We start from the raw sequence: 18,438 nt of genomic DNA on the forward strand, positions 1-18,438 counted from the left end.
AAAACGTGGGGAACTCTGGGGGGGGGGGGGTTGGGGGGGGGGTGGGGGGGGGGGGGGTCCGGGGGAACAGGAGGAAAAAGAGGGGGGGGCGCCCCCCGGTGTCTCCCCCCGCTTCGTACGGGGTGCGACTACTTGGCCGCGATCACCTGCAGGGTGATCGTCGCGGTCACATCGTCGTGCAGACGGACGGAGACCTCGTGGTCGCCGACGGTCTTGATCGCGGTCGGGAACTCGACCTTGCGCTTGTCGATCTCGCCCAGGCCGGCAGCGGCCACGGCGTCGGCCACGGCCGAGGTCTTGACCGAGCCGAACAGGCGGCCGCCGAGGCCGGCCTTGACGGTCAGCTTGACCTTGCCGTCCTCGAGCTTCGCCTTGAGGGCCTGCGCGTCCTCGAGGGAGTGCAGGGCGCGAGCGGCACGGGCCGACTTGATCTGGTCGACCTGCTTCTGGCCACCACGGGTCCACGGGGTCGCGAAACCCTGCGGGACGAGGTAGTTGCGGGCGTAGCCGTTCTTGACCTCGACGACGTCGCCGGCGGCACCGAGCCCCGAGACCTCGTGCGTGAGGATTACCTTTGCCATTTTCGTGCTCCTTAGCGGCCGGAGCCCGAGTAGGGCAGGAGCGCCATCTCGCGCGCGTTCTTGACGGCGCGGGCGATGAGGCGCTGCTCCTGCACGGAGACACCGGTGATGCGACGGGCACGGATCTTGCCGCGCTCCGAGATGAACTTGCGAAGGGTCGCGACATCCTTGTAGTCGATGACGCCGACCTTGACGGACTTCGCGGGGGCGGCGTTCTTCGCGCCCTTCCGCGGCTTGCGGCGGTCGCCGCTGCTCTTTCCAGCCATGGATCTTTCCTGTCTGAGTGAATACGTTCTGTTGCGCCGGACGCCTCAGCTCGAGGCATCCGATCGCGGGCCCTGCTCCGGTGCGGAGCGCTCGGGCTTAGAAGGGCGTCTCGTCGCCGTAGCTCGTGCCCGGCGTGTTCCAGACGTCGCCGCCGCCCGCGCCGCCGCCGCTGTTGCCCGACTGAGCCGGAGCGGACGGGGCCCACGCGTCGTCGGACTGGCCGCCCCCGAAGGAGCCGCCCCCGCCGACGCCGCGGTTGGACTGCGCACGAGTGACCTGGGCGGTCGCGTACCGGAGCGAGGGGCCGATCTCGTCGACCTCCAGCTCGATGGTGGTGCGCTTCTCGCCTTCCTTGGTCTCGTAGGAACGCTGCTTGAGACGCCCGGATGCGATGACCCGGGAACCCTTGGTGAGTGAACCGGCGACGTGCTCGGCGAATTCACGCCAGCAGCTCGCACGCAGGAACAGTGCTTCACCGTCCTTCCACTCGTTCGACTGACGGTCGTACGTGCGGGGAGTGGACGCGATGGTGAAGTTGGCAACCGCGAGTCCGTTCTGCGTGTAACGCAGCTCGGGGTCTGCAGTGAGGTTGCCCACCACGGTGATGACGGTCTCGCCGGCCATGAGGACTAGGCGTCCTTCTTGGCGGCAGCGGCAGCCTTCTTCGCGGCCTTCGCCTCCTGGGCCTTCGCGTACGCGGCGACCTGGGCGATGGCCTCTTCGGCGCGGAGCACCTTGGTGCGCATGACGGCCTCGCTGAGGTTCAGCTGGCGGTCGAGCTCCTTGGTGGTCGCGGGCTCAGCGGTGAAGTCGACGACGGCGTAGATGCCCTCGGCCTTCTTCTTGATCTCGTAGGCCAGCTTGCGACGTCCCCAGATGTCGACCTTGTCGACGGTGCCGCCATCGTTGCGGATGACGTTCAGGAACTTGTCGAGGCTGGGAGCAACGGTGCGCTCGTCGATCTCGGGATCGAGGATGACCATCAGCTCGTACTGGTGCATGACGTACCCACCTCCTTCGGACTCAGCGGCTCCCGAGCGTGTCTCGGGAGCAGGAGGGTGTTCATACTGTGCGTCGTGGAGGCCGCGAATGCGGCACACGGGCAACCTTCACAGTGTAACGGATGCCTCGCCCCCGCGCCATTTCCCCGCGGCCGCGCTCAGGCCTCGCGGGCGGCCCACCAGGCGAGCAGGCGCTCGCGCGCGGCATCCTCGCCGATCGGTCCCTCGTCGAGCCGCAGCTCGAGCAGGAAGCGGTACGCCTCGCCGACCTCGCGACCGGGGCGGATGCCGAGCGCGGCCATGATCTGCTCCCCATCGAGCTCCGGGCGCACCGCGGCGAGCTCCTCCTGCTCGGCGAGCTCGGCGATGCGCTGCTCGAGGTCGTCGTAGGCGAAGGCGAGCATGTCGGCCTTGCGCTTGTTCCGCGTCGTCACGTCGGCCCGGGAGAGGATGTGCAGCCGCTCGAGCTGCTCCGGCGAGCCGGCGTCGCGCACGTAGCGCCGCACCGCCGAGTCGCTCCACGCCCCGTCGGTGTACCCGAAGAAGCGCAGGTGCAACTCGATCAGCCGCGCCACCGCCGCGATCGTGTCGTTGTCGTAGCGCAGCTCCCGCAGCCGTTTCTTCGCGAGCTTCGCGCCGACGACGTCGTGGTGGTAGAAGCTGACGGCGCCGCCGGGCTCGAGCCGTCGGGTCGCCGGCTTGCCGATGTCGTGCAGGAGGGCGGCGAGGCGCACCACGAGATCGGGGGAGTCGAGGTTCCCCCGCGCGCGCTCGTAGTCGATGGCCTGGTCGAGCACCTTCAGGCTGTGCTCGTAGACGTCCTTGTGGCGGTGGTGCTCGTCGCGTTCGAGGCGCAGCGCGGGCAGCTCGGGCAGCACGCGCTGCGCGAGCCCGGAGTCGACGAGGATGCGCAGCCCGGGCACCGGGTGGTCGGCGAGCAGGAGCTTCGACAGCTCCTCGCGCACGCGTTCGGCGGAGATGCGGTCGATCTCCGGCGCGAGCTCCTCGAGCGCGGCGAGCGTGCCGTCCTCGACCTCGAAGCCGAGCTGGGCGGCGAAGCGCGCCGCCCGCATCATCCGCAGCGGGTCGTCGCCGAACGAGGTCTGCGGGGCGGAGGGCGTGCGCAGCACCCGCGCGAGCAGGTCCTCCACGCCGCCCGAGGGATCGACGAGCTCGATCCTCGGCAAGCGCAGCGCCAGCGAGTTCACCGTGAAGTCACGGCGCACGAGGTCGCCCTCGAGCGAGTCGCCGAACACCACCTCCGGCTTGCGCGACTGCCCGTCGTAGCTGTCGGCGCGGTAGGTGGTGATCTCGACGGTCTCGCCCGCGACGCGGGCGCCGATGGTGCCGAACTCGCGGCCGATGTCCCAGTGCGCGTCGGAGATGGGCTTCACGATGTCGAGGATCTGCTCGGGCGTCGCGTCCGTCGTGAAGTCGAGGTCGTGCACGGGCCGGCCGAGGAAGGCGTCGCGCACCGGCCCGCCGACCAGGGCGAGCTCATGGCCCGCGCGGTCGAACGCGGCGGAGAGGGTCGACACGGTCGTCGACGCGGCCAGCTCGCCGAGTCGATCGAGGGCCTCGGCCACGCTCTGCATGCCGACCATCGTACGCAACGCGGGTGGTGCGGTGGCCGGAGGCGGATGCCTCGCGGCCGCTTCGCCGCCCACGATCCACCCCGCGTCACACCGTAGAATCTCGTGCATGGTGGCCGAGTCGAATCCTGCGCGTCGACTCCGCCGACTCTTCGACCGGGCCACCGCCACGCCCCGGCGTCGCGCCGTCGTCGCGGGCCTCATCGGTGCCGTCGCCCTCAGCTCGATCGGCGCGGCCGTCCCGATCGCCGCGGCCGTCCAGGCCGCCCCGCCCGCCACGCGTGCCGCCGACGCCGTCGAGCGCGCCGGCGAACCGCTCGCCGCCGCGGCGGGTGACACGGGAACCGTCTCGCTCCACCTCGCCCCGGCCGGGGCCTTCGTGCTCGACCCGTCGGCCGCGACGACCATCGGCGTGGAGATCGTGAACGGCTCGTCCGAACTGCTCAGCCAGGGCGTCGTGCGGGTGAGCGTCGCCGAGGACGCCCCCGACGATGCCGCTGCCCTCGACGCCTGGCTCGGCGACTCCGCCGCGACCGCGAGTGCCGTCGGCGAAGCCCAGGCGCCCGGCGTCGTCAGCGGCGGCACGAGCCAGGTGCTGGTGAGCATCCCGGCCGGCAAGCTCGACGGTTCGGCGGCGGTGACCGGCCTGCGTGCGGAGCTCCTCGTCGACGGCGTCGTCGTCGCGACGAACGACGCCGCCTTCCCCTCGCCCCGCGCCGCCTCCACGGGCGCCCCTGGGCTCGCGATCGCGTACCCCTTGACCGTGCCCGACGACACGACCGGGCTCATCGACGCCGAGCAGCTCGAGGCGTGGACCGCGCCCGACGGCCTGCTCACCCGCCAGCTCGACGCCGTCGCCGACCGCTCGGTCGCGATCGGCGTCGACCCGCGCATCATTGCCTCCGTCCGAGTGCTCGGCTCCCGCGCGCCGGAGTCGGCGACCGCGTGGCTCGAGCGACTGGGCACAATCGGCAACGTCGTCTTCCCGCTCGCCTACGCGGATGCCGATCTGGCGGTGCAGTCGCAGCTCGGGCTCCCCGGCCCGCTCAAGCCGGAGTCCTTCGCCGACGTGCTCGATCCGGCCGACTTCCTGAACGGCATGCCGGGCGTTCCGGCCACCCCGCCGACGCAGGCGCCCGCGTCCGGCCCGGCGAGCCTCGACGATCGCACGCTGACGCAGAAGTCGACCCCGACCCCCACGCCGACTCCGGGCGACGTCGACGGTGACGGCTCCGTCGACGAGGTGCCGACCACCGAGCAGCTGCTGTCGTGGCCGTACACCCGCGCGGACATCGCCTGGCCCGCCGACGACACCGTCGCGGCGGGCGATCTCGCGTGGCTGGCGGCCGGCGGGCTCACCACGAGCCTGCTCTCGCCCGGCAACGTCGAGACGCCGGCGCCCGTGGTCGACGAGGAGGGCGACGAGGAAGATCCGGTCTCGACCGCGCCCGGCAACGCCGCGAGCTCGATCGACGGCGGCACGGCGGTCGTCGCGGACGCTCGGCTGACCGCGGCGCTGCGGGCGGCCGCCGCCGCGACGAGCGATGCGGAGTGGCGCGAGGCGATGGGGCGGCTGGCGGCCGAGCTCGCCGGCTACGCCGCGGAGGATGCCTCGGCGAGCTCCCTGCTCGCGAGCTTCGCACGTGGGGGCGGCAGCGCGGCGGACCGCGTCGAGGCGACCCTGCAGGCGCTCGCGACGCTCGCCTGGGCGCGACCGGCCAGCCTGTCCGACGTGATCGGCGCCCCTCCGGTCGCGCGGACGTTGGCGAGCTCGCCCGAGGCGGAGGAGCGCCGGGCCACCGTGCAGCGGCTCATCGACTCCGAGGCGCAGACGGTGTCGTTCGCGACGGCGCTCGTCGAGCCCTCGCAGCTCGCGGACCCCACGCGCCGCGATCTCCTCGCCCTGCTCGACGCCGGCTGGATCCGCACGCCCACCGACTGGCAGTCGGCCGCGAACGAATGGCTCACGGCGCAGGTGCAGACCCGAGCCGGCATCTCGGTCGTCCCGTCGAGCACCATCAACGTCATCTCGCGGGAGTCCGGCGTCCCCGCCACCATCGAGAACACGCTGCCGTACTCGGTGACGCTCGAGGTGGACGTCGCCCCGTCCAACGGTCGTCTGATCGTCGAGGGCCGGCAGAAGGTGACCGTCGAGCCAGAGTCGCGCGCGAGCGTGGTCGTCCCCGTCGCGGCGGGCGTCGGCAGCGGCGACGTCATCCTCACGGTGTCCCTCTACTCGACCGAGGGCGTCGAGATCGGCTCGCCGACCTACCTGTCCGCGAACGTGCAGGCGGACTGGGAGGGCGTCGGCGCCACGGTGCTCGCGACGATCGTCGTGCTGTTCTTCGGCATCGGCATCTGGCGCAACATCCATCGCCGCCGCAAGGCGCGCGCCGCCGAGGCATCCGACACCCCCGAACCCGGCGCTCCGGCGCAGAAGGACGAGGACCCACGCGATGAGTGACGACCGCATCGGCCGCGCGAGCCTCTTCCTCGCCTCCGGCACGGTGGTGTCGCGGATCCTCGGGTTCGTGAAGGCCGCGGTGCTCGTGAGCGCGATCGGCATCACCGGCGCGAGCGCCGACGCCTTCGCGGTCGCGAACCAGCTGCCGAACACCGTGTACGTCGTCGTCGCGGGCGGGGTGCTGAGCGCCGTGCTCGTGCCGCAGATCGTGCGCGCCGGGCTGCACGCCGACGGCGGCCGCGCCTACATCAACCGGCTGCTCACGCTCGCACTCGTCATCCTCGTCGGCATCACCCTGCTCGCCACGCTCGCGGCGCCGCTGCTCGCCTGGCTGTACGGCATCAAGCTCGACCAATCGACACGCGACCTCGCGACGCTGTTCGCGTACTGGTGCCTGCCGCAGATCTTCTTCTACGGCTTGTACACGCTGCTCGGCGAGGTGCTGAACGCCCGGCGCAGCTTCGGCCCCTTCACCTGGGTGCCGGTGCTCAACAACCTCGTCGCGATCGCCGGCCTGGTGGTCTTCATGGCGGTGTGGGGGAGCGACCCCGACGGCCTCCGCGACGCGAGCAGCTGGGACGCGGCGATGATCGCCGTGCTCGCGGGCTCGGCCTCGCTCGGCATCGCGGTGCAGGCCGTGGTGCTGTTCTGGTTCTGGCGTCGCATCGGCCTGCGCTACCGGCCCGACTTCCGCTGGCGCGGAGTCGGCCTCGGCGACGCCGGCCGGATGGCGAGCTGGACGTTCGGCATGCTCCTGCTCACGACCTTCGCCGGCCTCGTCGAGACGAACGTCGTCGGCGAGGCATCCGGTCAGGGGTCGGCGTCCGTCGCCGCGCTGGGCAACGCCTGGCTGCTGTTCATGCTGCCGCACTCCGTCATCACCGTGTCCATCGCGACCGCCTACTTCACGCGGATGAGCGAGCACGCCTCCGTCGGCGACCTCGACCGGGTGCGCGCCGATTTCTCGAGCGCAACCCGCGGAGTCGGCCTCATCATCGTGCTCGCCTCGATCGTGCTCGTGATGTGCAGCTACCCCTTCGCGACCGCGTTCGTGAGCGGCGCGTCGTTCGACACGAAGCTCGTCTTCGGCAACGTGGTCGTCGCCTACATGGTCGGGCTGCTGCCGTTTAGCATGCTCTTCATCGTGCAGCGCACCTTCTACTCGCTCGGCGACACGAAGACGCCCTTCTTCTTCACCCTCTTCCAGGTCGTGCTCTTCTCGGGCGGCGCGCTGCTGCTGCTGAACGTGCTCCCCGAGTTCATCGCCATCGGCATCGCCCTGCTCACCTCGCTCGCCTGCGTCGCGCAGGTCACCCTCGCGGCGATCCTGCTGCGCCGGCGGCTGGGCGGCATCGACGGCTGGCACATCACCTCGAGCTTCGTGCGGTACGCGATCGGCGCAGTGCCCGCCGTCATCGTCGGCTTCGTCACGCTCGTGCTGCTCGGCGGCATCTCGGAGGACGGCTTCGCGATGTCCGGCCTCCTTCCCGCGGCGCTCTCGATGGCCGTCATCGGCGTGGTCATGTCGCTCGCCTACCTCGGCACGCTCTGGCTCATCCGCACCCCGGAGCTGCGCGGCTTCGCGGAGCCGGTGCTCCGGCGCCTCCGCCGAGGCTGAGCACCCGCTGCATCCGCCGCTCGTCGCCCGGAATAGCCGCCGCCTAGACTGTGTTGACCACGTCGTGACATCCGATTCCGTCGGATGCCGCTTTCACCGACAGCACTCGAGGGAGCGCCCCTTGCGCGACATCATCATCATCGGGTCCGGCCCGGCCGGGTTCACCGCCGCCATCTACGCCGCGCGCGCCGAGCTCAAACCGCTGCTCATCGCGAGCTCCGTCGAGATCGGCGGCGAACTCATGAACACGACCGAGGTCGAGAACTTCCCCGGCTTCCCCGAGGCCGTCATGGGGCCCGACCTCATGACCAAGATGCAGGAGCAGGCCGAGAAGTTCGGCACCGAGATCGTCTACGACGATGTCGTGGAGCTCGAGCTCGACGGCCCGGTCAAGCGCGTGAAGCTCGGCAACGGCGGTGTCGAAGAGGCGCGCGCCATCGTCTACGCGACGGGCTCGGCCTACCGCAAGCTCGGGCTGCCCGAAGAGGCGACGCTGTCGGGTCACGGTCTTTCGTGGTGCGCGACGTGCGACGGCTTCTTCTTCCGCCAGAAGACCATCGCGGTCGTCGGCGGCGGCGACTCGGCGATGGAGGAGGCGACGTTCCTCACCCGCTTCGCCGACAAGGTGTACGTGATCCACCGTCGCGACTCGCTGAAGGCCTCGAAGATCATGCAGCAGCGGGCCTTCGACAACGAGAAGATCGAGTTCATCTGGAACGCCGAGATCGCGGCCATCCACGGCACCGAGGCGGTCACGGGTGTCAGCCTGCGCGACACGGTCACCGGCGAGCTCCGCGCGCTCGACCTCGACGGGCTCTTCGTCGCGATCGGCAACGACCCGCGCACGCACCTCGTGCACGGCAAGCTCGAGCTCACCGCCGAGGGCACGATCGCGGTCGACGGCCGCTCCTCGCGCACCTCGGTGCCGGGTGTGTTCGCGGCCGGCGACGTCATCGACCCGCACTACCGCCAGGCCGTCACGGCCGCCGGCTCGGGCACCGTCGCGGCGCTCGACGCCGAGCACTACCTCGCGGCACTCGACGACGCGGCGGGCGAACCCGCCCAGGCGGCGCAGCTCGCCGCCGTCGCCGAGTAGCGACACCGGTTCATCAGGTTTCCGCGTCTTTCGCGGATTCACCAGGCGTTTCACCGAAGGAGAGAATGCAATGTCCGCACGTGCAGTGACCGAGGCCACCTTCCAGGCCGAGGTGCTCGAGAACGACAAGCCCGTCATCGTCGACTTCTGGGCCGAATGGTGCGGCCCGTGCCGCGCGGTCAGCCCGATCCTCGACCAGATCGCGACCGAGCACGCCGACAAGATCGACATCGTCAAGCTCAACGTCGACGAGAACCCGCAGCTCGCCATGAAGTACCAGATCACCGCCATCCCGGCGTTCAAGGTCTTCAAGCAGGGCGAGGTCGTGCAGAGCTTCGTCGGCGCCAAGCCCAAGCCGGCCCTCGAGGCCGACCTCGCCGCCTACATCCAGTAGCCGGCATCCTCGAACGACCCAAGGACCCGCCCGGCACCAGCCGGGCGGGTCCTTTGCGTTCCCGCTCTCCCTCCTTACTCAGGGCGAGCGAGCGGGTCACGCGGTCTTCGAGGCCACCCACCGATGACTAGCATGAGAACCCTGAACAGAACGGATGGCACGTGAGCACTGACGGCGTCCCCGAGCGGACTGGCAACAACCTCGACCCCTGGTACGCGAACTACGCCGAGCGAGCCGCCGGCTTCGCCGCCTCAGAGGTTCGAGCCCTGTTCGCCGTCGCGTCGCGGCCCGAAGTGGTCTCGCTCGCCGGCGGCATGCCGTTCGTCTCGGCGCTTCCGCAGGACCTCATCACCTCGGCGATGGACCGGGTCATGCGCGAGCAGGGGCCGACCGCGCTGCAGTACGGCGGGGGAGCGGGCATCCCCGCGCTTCGCGAGCACATCCTCGACGTCATGTCGCTGGAGGGCATCCGCGGCGCCTCGGTCGACGACGTCGTCACCTCGACCGGCTCGCAGCAGGCGCTCGACTTCGTCGCGAAGCTCTTCCTCGATCCCGGCGACGTCGTGCTCGCCGAGGCCCCCTCCTACGTGGGCGCGCTGGGCGTCTTCCGCTCCTACCAGGCGTCGGTCGTGCACGTCGCGACCGACGACGACGGGCTCATCCCCGAAGCGCTGCGCGAGACGATCGCGTTCCTCCGCAGCCAGGGCCGGCGGATCAAGTTCCTCTACACGATCCCGAACTTCCACAACCCGGCCGGAGTCACGCTCTCGGCCGAGCGTCGCCCCGAGATCCTCGAGATCTGCCGCCAGAACGAGATCCTCGTGCTCGAAGACAACCCCTACGGGCTGCTGCACTTCGACGAGCCTGCTCCCAACGCCCTGCGCTCGATGGACCCCGAGGGCGTCATCTACCTCGGCTCCTTCTCGAAGACCCTCGCCCCCGGGTTCCGCGTCGGATGGGCCCTCGCGCCGCACGCCATCCGCGAGAAGCTCATCCTCGCCGCCGAGTCGGCCGTGCTCTCGCCGTCGTCGTTCAGTCAGCTCGTCGTCGCGGAGTACCTGTCGACAGCCGACTGGCGCGGGCAGATCGACACCTTCCGCGGCGTGTACCGCGAGCGCAAGGACGCGATGATCGAGGCGCTCGGGGAGTACCTGCCGCAGCTGCGCTGGACGAACCCGAACGGCGGCTTCTACGTCTGGGTCACGATGCCCGACGTGCTCGACTCGAAGCAGATGCTGCCCCGCGCGGTGCGCGAACTCGTCGCCTACACGCCCGGCACCGCGTTCTTCGCCGACGGTCGGGGGCGTCATGCGATGCGCCTGTCGTACTGCTATCCGACTCCGGAGGCGATTCGCCTCGGCATCCGCCGACTCGCGACCGTCATCAACGGCGAGCTCGATCTGCTCGACACCTTCGCCGGCACCGGCACCCTGCAGCTGCCGGTGAAGCCCGGGATCGAATCGGCCCCGCCGAGCGACCTCAAATAGCCCGTAACCCTGTCATCCGGTTGCACCGCGGCCGACGCAGCGAACAGCCAGACTTGAACGGAGAAATCCCAGATCATGAGCGAATCCGGAGCCCTGACCGTGGTCGTCCTCGCCGGCGGCATCTCGCATGAGCGCGACGTCTCGCTGCGCTCGGGCCGACGCGTCGCCGACGCGCTGACGGCCGCCGGCCACCGCGTCGTGCTGCGCGATCCGGATGCCTCGCTGCTCCCGTACCTCGCGGAGCACCGGCCCGACGCCGTGTTCCCCGCTCTGCACGGATCGAGCGGGGAGGATGGCGCGCTCCTCGAGTTGCTCGCGGCGCTCGGCGTTCCGACTGTCGGTTCCACGGCGGAGGCGGCGCGGCTCGCGTGGTCGAAGCCGGCCGCGAGCTCCATCGTGCAGGCGGCGGGCCTCCCCGTGCCCGAGTCGATCGTGCTCTCCCACGAGTCGTTCCGCGAGCTCGGAGCGGCGAGCGTGCTCCAGGTCGTTCGGCAGGCTCTGCCCGGCGAGCTCGTGGTGAAGCCCGCTTCGGGCGGCTCGGCGCAGGGCGTCTCGGTCGTGACCGACCCGGATGCCCTGCCGCGGGCCATGGTCGAGGCGTTCACGTACGCGGACGTCGCGATCGTGGAGCAGCGCATCGTCGGCACCGAGCTGGCGGTCTCGATCATCGATACGCGGGAGGGTCCGCGCGCGCTGCCGCCCGTGGAGATCGTCCCGACCGCCGGTGTCTACAGCTTCGACGCTCGGTACAACGCGGGGGAGACGACGTTCTTCGTTCCCGCTCGACTCTCGCCCGAGGTGCTCGGCGAGGTCGAGGCGGTCGCGATCCGTGCCCACCTCGAGCTCGGGCTTCGTGATGTCTCCCGCGTCGACCTGATCGTCGACGCCTCGGGCACGCCGTGGTTCCTCGAGGCGAACGTGCTGCCCGGCCTCACCGAGACGTCGCTCCTCCCGCTCGCGGCCGAGGCCGCCGGGATCGAAACCTCGCAGCTCTACTCGGAGCTCGTTCGCGCGGCGATCGCTCGCGGCTGAGCTTCGCATCGCCCGCTCGACCTCGTCGCGGGCTTCTGCCGACGAAACGGCCCGGTTCCGCCTCCGGAACCGGGCCGTTTCAGTTCGTCGGGAACGATTCTGCGCTCTGATTCAGACGAGCGAGATGCGCGTTTCTGCGCCGCTCGATCTCAGACGCCTTCGAGCTCTTCGCCCAGGTCGGTGAGAATTCTGCGCAGATCCTGAACCGTCGCGAAATCGATGCTGATCTGGCCCTTTCGCGCCCCGAGCGCGATCTTCACGCGAGTGTTCAGCCGGTCGCCGAGCCGCACGGCGAGGTCGTCGAGGAACTCCTGCCGCTTTCCCGCCGCCGGCTTCGCCCGATTCGGCTTCGGGGCCGAGGCGGCGATTGCTTCGGCCTGTCGCACCGAGAGATCTTCGTTGACGATCTTGTCGGCGAGCTTCTGCATCGACTCGGCATCGGGCATCGCGAGAATCGCACGAGCGTGGCCGGCGCTGAGCACCCCGGCCGCGACGCGAAGCTGCACCGCCTCCGGCAGCTTGAGGAGACGGAGGGTGTTCGAGATCTGCGGGCGCGAGCGACCGATGCGGCTGGCGAGCTCTTCCTGGGTGATCGAGAAGTCCGCGAGCAGCTGCTGGTAGGCGGATGCCTCTTCGAGTGGATTCAGCTGCGAACGGTGCAGGTTCTCGAGCAGCGCGTCCCGAAGCATCGCATCGTCGGCGGTGTCCTTGACGACCGCTGGGATCGTGTCGAGCCCCGCCGCCTTGGTCGCGCGCAGTCGACGCTCACCCATCACGAGCTCGTACTTGCCCGCTTCACTCGGGTGCGGACGCACCACGATCGGCTGCAGCACCCCGAACTCGCGGATGCTGTGCACGAGCTCGGCGAGGTCCTCGGGGTCGAAGACGCTGCGAGGCTGGTTCGCGTTCGGAACGATCGTGTCGGGGTCGAGTCGTGCGAGGCGAGCACCCGGCACCGTCAGCAGACCTTCCGCAGACGCGGCCTGCTCGACCGCAGCGACCGCGGTGGCGGTCGTGCTCTCGGAGGCGTCGGGGAAGAAGACGTCGACCGGGCGGTTGGCCTTCGGGGTGTCGTCGCCCGTCGGAATCAGGGCGCCAATTCCACGACCGAGTCCCGTACGCTTGCTGGCCATCAGTGCTGCTCCTTGCTCGGAGCGCCGGCCTGGGCGGCGCCCCGCTTCGCGATCTCCGCCGCGGCCTCCCGATAGGAGAGTGAGCCGGTGGATCCGAAGTCGTAGCTGATCACGCTCTGACCGTAGCTCGGAGCCTCGGACACGCGCACCGATCGGGGGATGATCGTCTGCAGAGTCTGGGTGGGGAAGTGGTTGCGCACCTCTTGCGCGACCTGCTGCGCGAGATTCGTGCGCGAGTCGTACATGGTGAGCAGGATCGTGGAGAGCCGCAGCTCCGGGTTCAGGTGCTTCTCGATCAACTCGATGTTGCTCAGCAGCTGTGAGAGCCCCTCGAGCGCGTAGTACTCGCATTGGATCGGGATGAGCACCTCGCGGGCAGCGACGAACGCGTTGATCGTGAGGAGGCCCAGCGACGGCGGGCAGTCGATGAAGACGTAGTCGTAGGGGCGCTCCATCGAGGCGAGGTGGGTGTCGAGTGCTCGGCGCAGGCGCTGTTCACGCGCAACCAGCGAGACGAGTTCGATCTCCGCGCCCGCGAGATGGATCGTCGCCGGAACGCAGTCGAGCATCTCGTGCTCGGTCGACGGGCGGATGACCTCACTGAGCGCCAGATCCGACACCAGCACCTCGTAGACGCTTCGTTCTTCGGAACGGTGGTCCACACCGAGTGCCGTCGAAGCGTTGCCCTGGGGGTCCAGGTCGATCACGAGCACCTTCGCGCCGGAACGCGCGAGTGCTGCAGCAAGATTGACGGCGGTCGTCGTCTTGCCGACGCCACCCTTTTGATTCGAGATGGTGAGCACCCGAGTCTTCGGGGGGAGGGGGAGAACCGCCTCTTCGAGTGCGATCCGACGGCGGGTTTCGTCGGCCAATGCGTCAGCCAGGGGAGTTCCTCCAGAGATGATCGACGTTTCACGTGAAACATCAGGGGTGGTGATGAGGTCTACGGCCGAGCTGTCGGCTGGTTCCGGGGCAAGCGGTGAGGCGTGGTCCGCAGTCGCGGCGCGGCGCTCAGCCTCCGCGGAGCCTTCGGACTCAGCTGGGGCCGGCGTCGCCCTCGTCGATGCGTCCGGGACCGGTGCCGGCCCGAGGCTGCGGTCGAGCGCCCCGGAGATGGCGATACGGAGCTGCTCCGTGTTTGTGGATGGCGGATGCGGAGCGCGGTCGTCGTTCGCCCCGTTGAGGGCGTCGACCTGCCCGGCAGATTCGGGACTGGCCGGCGGCTCGCCGGGTCCCGCAGGGGCCTCGGTGGGGTGGGAGGCCTCCACGGCCGGGGGAGTGCTGGTGGGCGAGTCTTCGGCAGCAGCGTCGTTCGCGCGGGCGACAGACGCACTCACGCCAGCCGGATGAACGTCATCGTCGGAATGAGTTGCGACTGCCGTCGACGCGGCGTCGGGCTGTGCAGCGCGAGGCTGCAGCGACTCGACGGTCTCGACTGCCGCATCTCCGACGATCTCGCGGATGATCTCTTCGAGGAGCGGATCCGCTGGCTGCGTTGCCTGAGGCGCCTTCGGTGCGACGGCAGTGTCGTCGGCCAGCGCGGCAGCAGTCGCCGCATCCCAGTCGACACGAGTGGGGGGAGGAGCGACGCCTGCCGGGTTCTCGTTCGCGGGCGGCCGCGCGTCGTCTGGTGAGTGCATCGGGGAAGCCGGTGCAGTGGCGTGCGATGGGCCCTCTTGCGATCCCACGCTCGCGGTTGACGTCGGAGGTCCGGCGGTGTCGGTGCCGTTCGGAGAGTTGTCCGCCTCATCTCCAGTGAGTTGGTTCGAGTCGAAGCTCGATTCGGGCACCCCATCCGCGTGGGTACGGCGGCGGAACCACCCGCGACCCCCGCTCTGTGCCATGTGATGAGACTCCCGAAACCTCGAACCGAACCGCCACGGAGTTGCGCGAGAGGCATCTCGCAAGTGGCCCTCACAAGCCTAACCGTCAGCACCGGCAGCAGCTACGCGGGCACCGCGAATCTGTGAGCACATTGCGACGCGAGAAGCTGTGGACGGGGGAGTGGCACCAGGTGCCCGTTCGCCCGGACGGGGCACGCTGTGGGTCTTGTGAGCCGAGCCGTACTGTTTCAGACGACCAAGCCGCGTGCATCGCCCTCGAATCGACCGCGTCCACTCGCTCAAGACGTGCATCCAAGCAGGTCGCGTGCAACGGAACCCGCGAGAACGACGAGGCGCGGCTCACCGCGCCAGAAGTGCTGCCGTCAAACACCCTGACCGACGCGGCGGCGTTTCACGTGAAACGTGGCAGCCAGCCAAGACCGCCCGCATCAGCCTCGAGATCACCGGGGTCCCGCTCGCTCACGGCGTGAGTACACAGGAAATCCCGTACCGCCGGGGCTGCCGCAGCAGCCCAGCGCTAGAGATCAGCAGGGCCCAGCGCGGAGGGTCCGAGCGCCTGGGACAAGCGCACGATGTTTCACGTGAAACATCGTGGACACCGAAGACCGCGGGCATGGATCCCAAAGTGCCCAGGCCCGCGCAGATGGCAACTGACCGGCAGATGCGCCAAGAGCTCCCGCACGGCGCAGAGCCGAATCACCGCGAGAGACCGATTCGGAGCACTCGCTCGGTCCCGACAATGTTCCACGTGAAACCTCGGGGGACGAGCAGCATCCCGCGGAAGCTGAGGCCGCGGCGTGTGGCCGTGCTGCACAGGTCCGCCCCGAGATGGTTCCGAACCCCCAACCACCTGCTCGCCACACCGGAGTTCCCGGGCGCGGAAGAATGCGAGGCCTTCGGGAGCACTCCATATTCCCGCGCGCACCGGAACTCACCTGCACGGGCAGGCCTCCATCCTCCGAGCCCGCGCTCGTCCTTGAGCTTCGGGACCAGAGCGGCGCGTCAACGCCCGCCAGCGCCACAGCAGCGCCACAGCACCGCGCCGGCGCGGCCCAGCCGCTCGCGCACCCGCCGGCGCGACCCAGCCGCCAGGTCAAGTGAGCCATCCGCCCGCGCGCCCGGCTCACGTATAGACCAGATGCCCGTGGCGGACACCAGGGGATCGGATCCCACCCCGCGTCCACCGGCCCCACGCGGAGATAACGCGCGGACACGCGGCCGCGACAGCCACGACGTTTCACGTGAAACATCGCAACGCCGGGATCGGGCCCGAGGCAGCTGCCCGCGTTCGAGGCAGAGTCCGCCGATGTAGTCCCTCCGCACCTGCACCCGTTCCCGCGTCTGAGGAGCCTGGCGAGCAGCAACACGCAACCGGCAGTTCACTCGCAACCGGCAGTGCGACCAGTAGCGACCTCGTGCGAGGATCACGCGATGATCCGCACCCGGGCAACTCCGCGCGCCAGGGCGACAAGCGGGGACCGCACCGCTGCAGGAACAGCGGGGGACTGCACCGAGCCGACCTCGAAGGCTGAGCTCCGCACGAAGCCCAAACCCCCGGGCCGGGGACGCCGATTGGGACGGCGCCCACTTCAAGAGGACTCAGCCCGCGGCGACGGTCGCCCGGAACACGCGCGTCACTTCGCGCTCATCGACCTTACCCTCACCGAGCACGACGACCTCCGGGTCGCGAAGGCGGAACTTGCGCATCGCTTTCTCGGCACCGGCGATCTCCTGCTCGACGCTGGCGCCCTTCATCAGCACGAGCTCACCGCCCGGCTTGAGCAGGGGAGCGGTGATCGGGATCAGGGTGCGCAGTGCACTCACGGCCCGCGCCGTCACCTGGTCGAGCGCGCCCTTGAGCTTCGCCTCTTCGGCTCGCGCCCGCATCACGGCGACGTTCGAAAGCTCGAGCTCGGCCGCCTGCTGCTCGAGCCACGCCACGCGACGCTCCATCGGCTCGATGAGCGTGAAGGAAACGTCCGGTCGCGCAATCGCGAGCACCAGGCCCGGGAGTCCGGCTCCCGAACCGACGTCTCCCACGTGGCCAGGACGCAGCAAGGGTGCGACGAGTCCGCTGTTGATGATGTGCCGGGTCCACAGCCGCGGCAGCTCGAGCGGACCGATCAGCCCGAGCTCCTCGCCGTGCTGCGCCAACGCCGCGGTGAAGGCACGCGCCTTCGGCAACGTGTCACCGAATAGTTCGGCTGCAAACGCCGGCTCAGGCTCGAGGTTCTCGGTCATCGTTTCACGTGAAACATCCGCCACGGCGGCGATCAGCCGACGCGCGTGATGACCGTGTGCCGCTCGGCGCCTTCGCCGCGCGAAACCGAGTGCAGGCCGCGCTCAGCGACGAGGTCGTGCACCAGCTTGCGCTCGTAGGACGACATCGGGGGCAGCGCCGCCTCGGCCGCTCCACCGTCGATCCGCTCGGCGGCACGTGCGACCAGGCTCGCCAGCTCGGTGCGTCGCGCGTCGCGCGATCCGCCGATGTCGAGGATCAGGCGGGAGAACGCGCCGGTCCGGCTCTGCACGGCGAGGCGAGTGAGCTCCTGCAGCGCGTTCACCGTGTCCGGCTTCGACAGCAGCTCGAGGTTCGCATCGTCGCCGGCGTTGACCGAGACGTAGGCCCGACCATTGCGAGCGTCGATGTCGATGTCCCCATCGAGATCGCAGATGTCGAGCAGCTCCTCGATGTAGTCGGCTGCGATGTCACCCTCCTCCTCGATCTGGGAGAGGGTGCGCTCTTCGGTGTCCTGCTTCACATCGGTCATGTCGGTCACTTTCCGCCCTGCTTCTTGGCGCGCGACTTGCCCATGGGCTGCTGGCGCTGCGTGGTCTTCGGCTTCGCCTCGTCCTCAGCCTCGGCGGCGGGGGAGTCGGGGGCGACGAGCTTGCCCTTCTTCGCGAGACGGGCCTCGCGGGCCTTCGCCGCCTCACTACCGGGGGTGGGCATGTTGCGGATGACGACGAACTGCTGGCCCATGGTCCAGAAGTTCGAGACGAGCCAGTAGAACATGACGCCGAGGGGGAAGGCGACACCCGAGAAGGCGAACACGAGGGGGAGCAGGTACAGCAGGATGCGCTGCTGACGGAACATGGGGCTCGCCTTGGTCTCCGGCGACATGTTCTTCGAGACGATCTGCAGCTGCGTGATGAACTGCGACGCGGTCATCAGCACGATCATCGTGAGCGCGATGAGCATCACCGAGAGGCTGAACGGCTGACCGGCCGTCATGTGGTTCCACTCGCCGATGAAGGTCGACTTGAGGGGAGCGCCGAAGAACTCGGCGTTCGCGAAGGAGTTCGCGAGCTGCTGCGTGAAGAGCCCGACGCCGGCCTTGTCGTGCTGCGCGTCGTTGAGCACCGAGAACAGGCCGAAGAAGATCGGCATCTGCAGCAGCAGCGGGAGGCAGGACGACAGCGGGTTCGTGCCGGTGCGCTTGTAGAGGTCCATGGTCTCGCGCGACATGGCCTCGCGCGAGAACTGGTCCTTCTTGCCCTTGTACTTGTCCTGGATCTTCTTGAGCTGCGGCGCCACCTCGAGCATGCGCCGCTGGCTCTTGATCTGCTTGACGAAGATCGGGATGAGCGCGGCGCGGACGACGATGACCAGGCCGACGATCGACAGCACCCAGGTGACCCCCGCGTCGGGGTCCATGCCGATGGTGGTCCACAGCCAGTGGAACGCCACGAGAATCAGCTCGATGGCCCACTTGATGGGCCATAGGAGCGTGCCGATGAGATCCAAGGATCAGTCCTTCCGGGACGGGATGGGGGAGGAGGTCATGAGCACGGGTGCGCCGAGCGGCGCGGGCGTGCGGAGAACCGGAGCGGCGGACGACGCCGCGCGAGCCGTAGCGGCCTCGTCGACGTGAAGGTGCTCCAACAGATGGGCCTGGCGCGCTGCGTCCGCCGCAGCTTCGGCCTTG

Annotated in this window: 16 protein-coding genes; 6 read left to right on the top strand and 10 right to left on the bottom strand. The window is 69.5% G+C overall.

What is annotated here, in order from left to right:
• Positions 1 to 128: 128 nt before the first annotated feature.
• The 5 genes from rplI to ACFWE1_RS13945 all read right to left on the bottom strand — a co-directional run bounded on the left by rplI (position 129) and on the right by ACFWE1_RS13945 (position 3,444).
• The gene (gene rplI, locus ACFWE1_RS13925) at positions 129 to 581 is read right to left on the bottom strand and encodes a 50S ribosomal protein L9 (protein WP_376934023.1); all 453 of its coding nucleotides are present in this window, start codon (positions 579 to 581) and stop codon (positions 129 to 131) included.
• 11 nt (positions 582 to 592) lie between these two features.
• Positions 593 to 847 (bottom strand): 30S ribosomal protein S18, encoded by a 255-nt coding sequence (gene rpsR, locus ACFWE1_RS13930; protein ID WP_189083988.1) that lies wholly within the window; start codon positions 845 to 847, stop codon positions 593 to 595.
• A gap of 97 nt (positions 848 to 944) precedes the next feature.
• On the bottom strand, positions 945 to 1,472 hold the full coding sequence (locus ACFWE1_RS13935; RefSeq protein WP_189083987.1) for a single-stranded DNA-binding protein: 528 nt from the start codon (positions 1,470 to 1,472) through the stop codon (positions 945 to 947).
• A gap of 5 nt (positions 1,473 to 1,477) precedes the next feature.
• Positions 1,478 to 1,849 carry a 30S ribosomal protein S6 gene (gene rpsF, locus ACFWE1_RS13940; protein WP_189083986.1) on the bottom strand — a complete coding sequence of 124 codons (372 nt, stop codon included), beginning with the start codon at positions 1,847 to 1,849 and terminating at the stop codon, positions 1,478 to 1,480.
• A 158-nt stretch (positions 1,850 to 2,007) separates the two neighbouring features.
• A complete protein-coding gene (locus ACFWE1_RS13945) occupies positions 2,008 to 3,444 on the bottom strand; it encodes a CCA tRNA nucleotidyltransferase (RefSeq protein WP_376934024.1) in 1,437 nt (478 codons plus the stop codon).
• 106 nt (positions 3,445 to 3,550) lie between these two features.
• Between ACFWE1_RS13945 and ACFWE1_RS13950 the strand changes: the two genes are divergently transcribed.
• The 6 genes from ACFWE1_RS13950 to ACFWE1_RS13975 all read left to right on the top strand — a co-directional run bounded on the left by ACFWE1_RS13950 (position 3,551) and on the right by ACFWE1_RS13975 (position 11,532).
• Complete coding sequence (locus tag ACFWE1_RS13950; RefSeq protein WP_376934025.1) at positions 3,551 to 5,905, top strand: DUF6049 family protein; 2,355 nt, start codon at positions 3,551 to 3,553, stop codon at positions 5,903 to 5,905.
• Positions 5,898 to 7,523 carry a murein biosynthesis integral membrane protein MurJ gene (gene murJ / locus ACFWE1_RS13955; protein ID WP_376934026.1) on the top strand — a complete coding sequence of 542 codons (1,626 nt, stop codon included), beginning with the start codon at positions 5,898 to 5,900 and terminating at the stop codon, positions 7,521 to 7,523. The genes ACFWE1_RS13950 and murJ overlap by 8 nt, the downstream gene beginning before the upstream one ends.
• Before the next feature lie 121 nt (positions 7,524 to 7,644).
• Positions 7,645 to 8,619 carry a thioredoxin-disulfide reductase gene (gene trxB, locus ACFWE1_RS13960; protein ID WP_376934027.1) on the top strand — a complete coding sequence of 325 codons (975 nt, stop codon included), beginning with the start codon at positions 7,645 to 7,647 and terminating at the stop codon, positions 8,617 to 8,619.
• Between the two features lie 70 nt (positions 8,620 to 8,689).
• The gene (gene trxA, locus ACFWE1_RS13965; RefSeq protein ID WP_189083981.1) at positions 8,690 to 9,013 is read left to right on the top strand and encodes a thioredoxin; all 324 of its coding nucleotides are present in this window, start codon (positions 8,690 to 8,692) and stop codon (positions 9,011 to 9,013) included.
• 161 nt (positions 9,014 to 9,174) lie between these two features.
• A complete protein-coding gene (locus ACFWE1_RS13970; protein WP_376934028.1) occupies positions 9,175 to 10,500 on the top strand; it encodes a PLP-dependent aminotransferase family protein in 1,326 nt (441 codons plus the stop codon).
• Between the two features lie 75 nt (positions 10,501 to 10,575).
• The gene (locus tag ACFWE1_RS13975) at positions 10,576 to 11,532 is read left to right on the top strand and encodes a D-alanine--D-alanine ligase (protein ID WP_376934029.1); all 957 of its coding nucleotides are present in this window, start codon (positions 10,576 to 10,578) and stop codon (positions 11,530 to 11,532) included.
• Between the two features lie 149 nt (positions 11,533 to 11,681).
• Here the strand turns inward: ACFWE1_RS13975 and ACFWE1_RS13980 are convergent, their stop codons facing one another.
• The 5 genes from ACFWE1_RS13980 to yidC all read right to left on the bottom strand — a co-directional run bounded on the left by ACFWE1_RS13980 (position 11,682) and on the right by yidC (position 18,257).
• The gene (locus tag ACFWE1_RS13980; RefSeq protein WP_376934030.1) at positions 11,682 to 12,665 is read right to left on the bottom strand and encodes a ParB/RepB/Spo0J family partition protein; all 984 of its coding nucleotides are present in this window, start codon (positions 12,663 to 12,665) and stop codon (positions 11,682 to 11,684) included.
• Positions 12,665 to 13,570: a ParA family protein gene (locus ACFWE1_RS13985; protein WP_376934137.1), complete on the bottom strand. Its 906-nt coding sequence runs from the start codon at positions 13,568 to 13,570 to the stop codon at positions 12,665 to 12,667. The genes ACFWE1_RS13980 and ACFWE1_RS13985 overlap by 1 nt, the downstream gene beginning before the upstream one ends.
• A 2,538-nt stretch (positions 13,571 to 16,108) precedes the next feature.
• Positions 16,109 to 16,750, bottom strand: a complete 642-nt coding sequence (gene rsmG, locus ACFWE1_RS13990; RefSeq protein ID WP_376934031.1) for a 16S rRNA (guanine(527)-N(7))-methyltransferase RsmG — start codon at positions 16,748 to 16,750, stop codon at positions 16,109 to 16,111.
• A 32-nt stretch (positions 16,751 to 16,782) separates the two neighbouring features.
• Entirely contained in the window at positions 16,783 to 17,280 is a 498-nt protein-coding gene (locus ACFWE1_RS13995) for a protein jag (protein ID WP_376934138.1), read from the bottom strand.
• A gap of 5 nt (positions 17,281 to 17,285) precedes the next feature.
• On the bottom strand, positions 17,286 to 18,257 hold the full coding sequence (gene yidC, locus ACFWE1_RS14000; RefSeq protein ID WP_230765155.1) for a membrane protein insertase YidC: 972 nt from the start codon (positions 18,255 to 18,257) through the stop codon (positions 17,286 to 17,288).
• Between the last annotated feature and the right edge of the window lie 181 nt (positions 18,258 to 18,438).

This window comes from Agromyces sp. NPDC060279 (assembly GCF_042726785.1).
GTDB lineage: Bacteria > Actinomycetota > Actinomycetes > Actinomycetales > Microbacteriaceae > Agromyces.

Excerpts from the sequence above, each read along its gene's own strand:
- rplI (WP_376934023.1), bottom strand. The coding sequence starts at position 581 with ATGGCAAAGGTAATCCTCACGCACGAGGTCTCGGGGCTCGGTGCCGCC.
- rpsR (WP_189083988.1), bottom strand. The coding sequence starts at position 847 with ATGGCTGGAAAGAGCAGCGGCGACCGCCGCAAGCCGCGGAAGGGCGCG.
- ACFWE1_RS13935 (WP_189083987.1), bottom strand. The coding sequence starts at position 1,472 with ATGGCCGGCGAGACCGTCATCACCGTGGTGGGCAACCTCACTGCAGAC.
- rpsF (WP_189083986.1), bottom strand. The coding sequence starts at position 1,849 with ATGCACCAGTACGAGCTGATGGTCATCCTCGATCCCGAGATCGACGAG.
- ACFWE1_RS13945 (WP_376934024.1), bottom strand. The coding sequence starts at position 3,444 with ATGCAGAGCGTGGCCGAGGCCCTCGATCGACTCGGCGAGCTGGCCGCG.
- ACFWE1_RS13950 (WP_376934025.1), top strand. The coding sequence starts at position 3,551 with ATGGTGGCCGAGTCGAATCCTGCGCGTCGACTCCGCCGACTCTTCGAC.
- murJ (WP_376934026.1), top strand. The coding sequence starts at position 5,898 with ATGAGTGACGACCGCATCGGCCGCGCGAGCCTCTTCCTCGCCTCCGGC.
- trxA (WP_189083981.1), top strand. The coding sequence starts at position 8,690 with ATGTCCGCACGTGCAGTGACCGAGGCCACCTTCCAGGCCGAGGTGCTC.
- ACFWE1_RS13975 (WP_376934029.1), top strand. The coding sequence starts at position 10,576 with ATGAGCGAATCCGGAGCCCTGACCGTGGTCGTCCTCGCCGGCGGCATC.
- ACFWE1_RS13980 (WP_376934030.1), bottom strand. The coding sequence starts at position 12,665 with ATGGCCAGCAAGCGTACGGGACTCGGTCGTGGAATTGGCGCCCTGATT.
- rsmG (WP_376934031.1), bottom strand. The coding sequence starts at position 16,750 with ATGACCGAGAACCTCGAGCCTGAGCCGGCGTTTGCAGCCGAACTATTC.
- ACFWE1_RS13995 (WP_376934138.1), bottom strand. The coding sequence starts at position 17,280 with ATGACCGATGTGAAGCAGGACACCGAAGAGCGCACCCTCTCCCAGATC.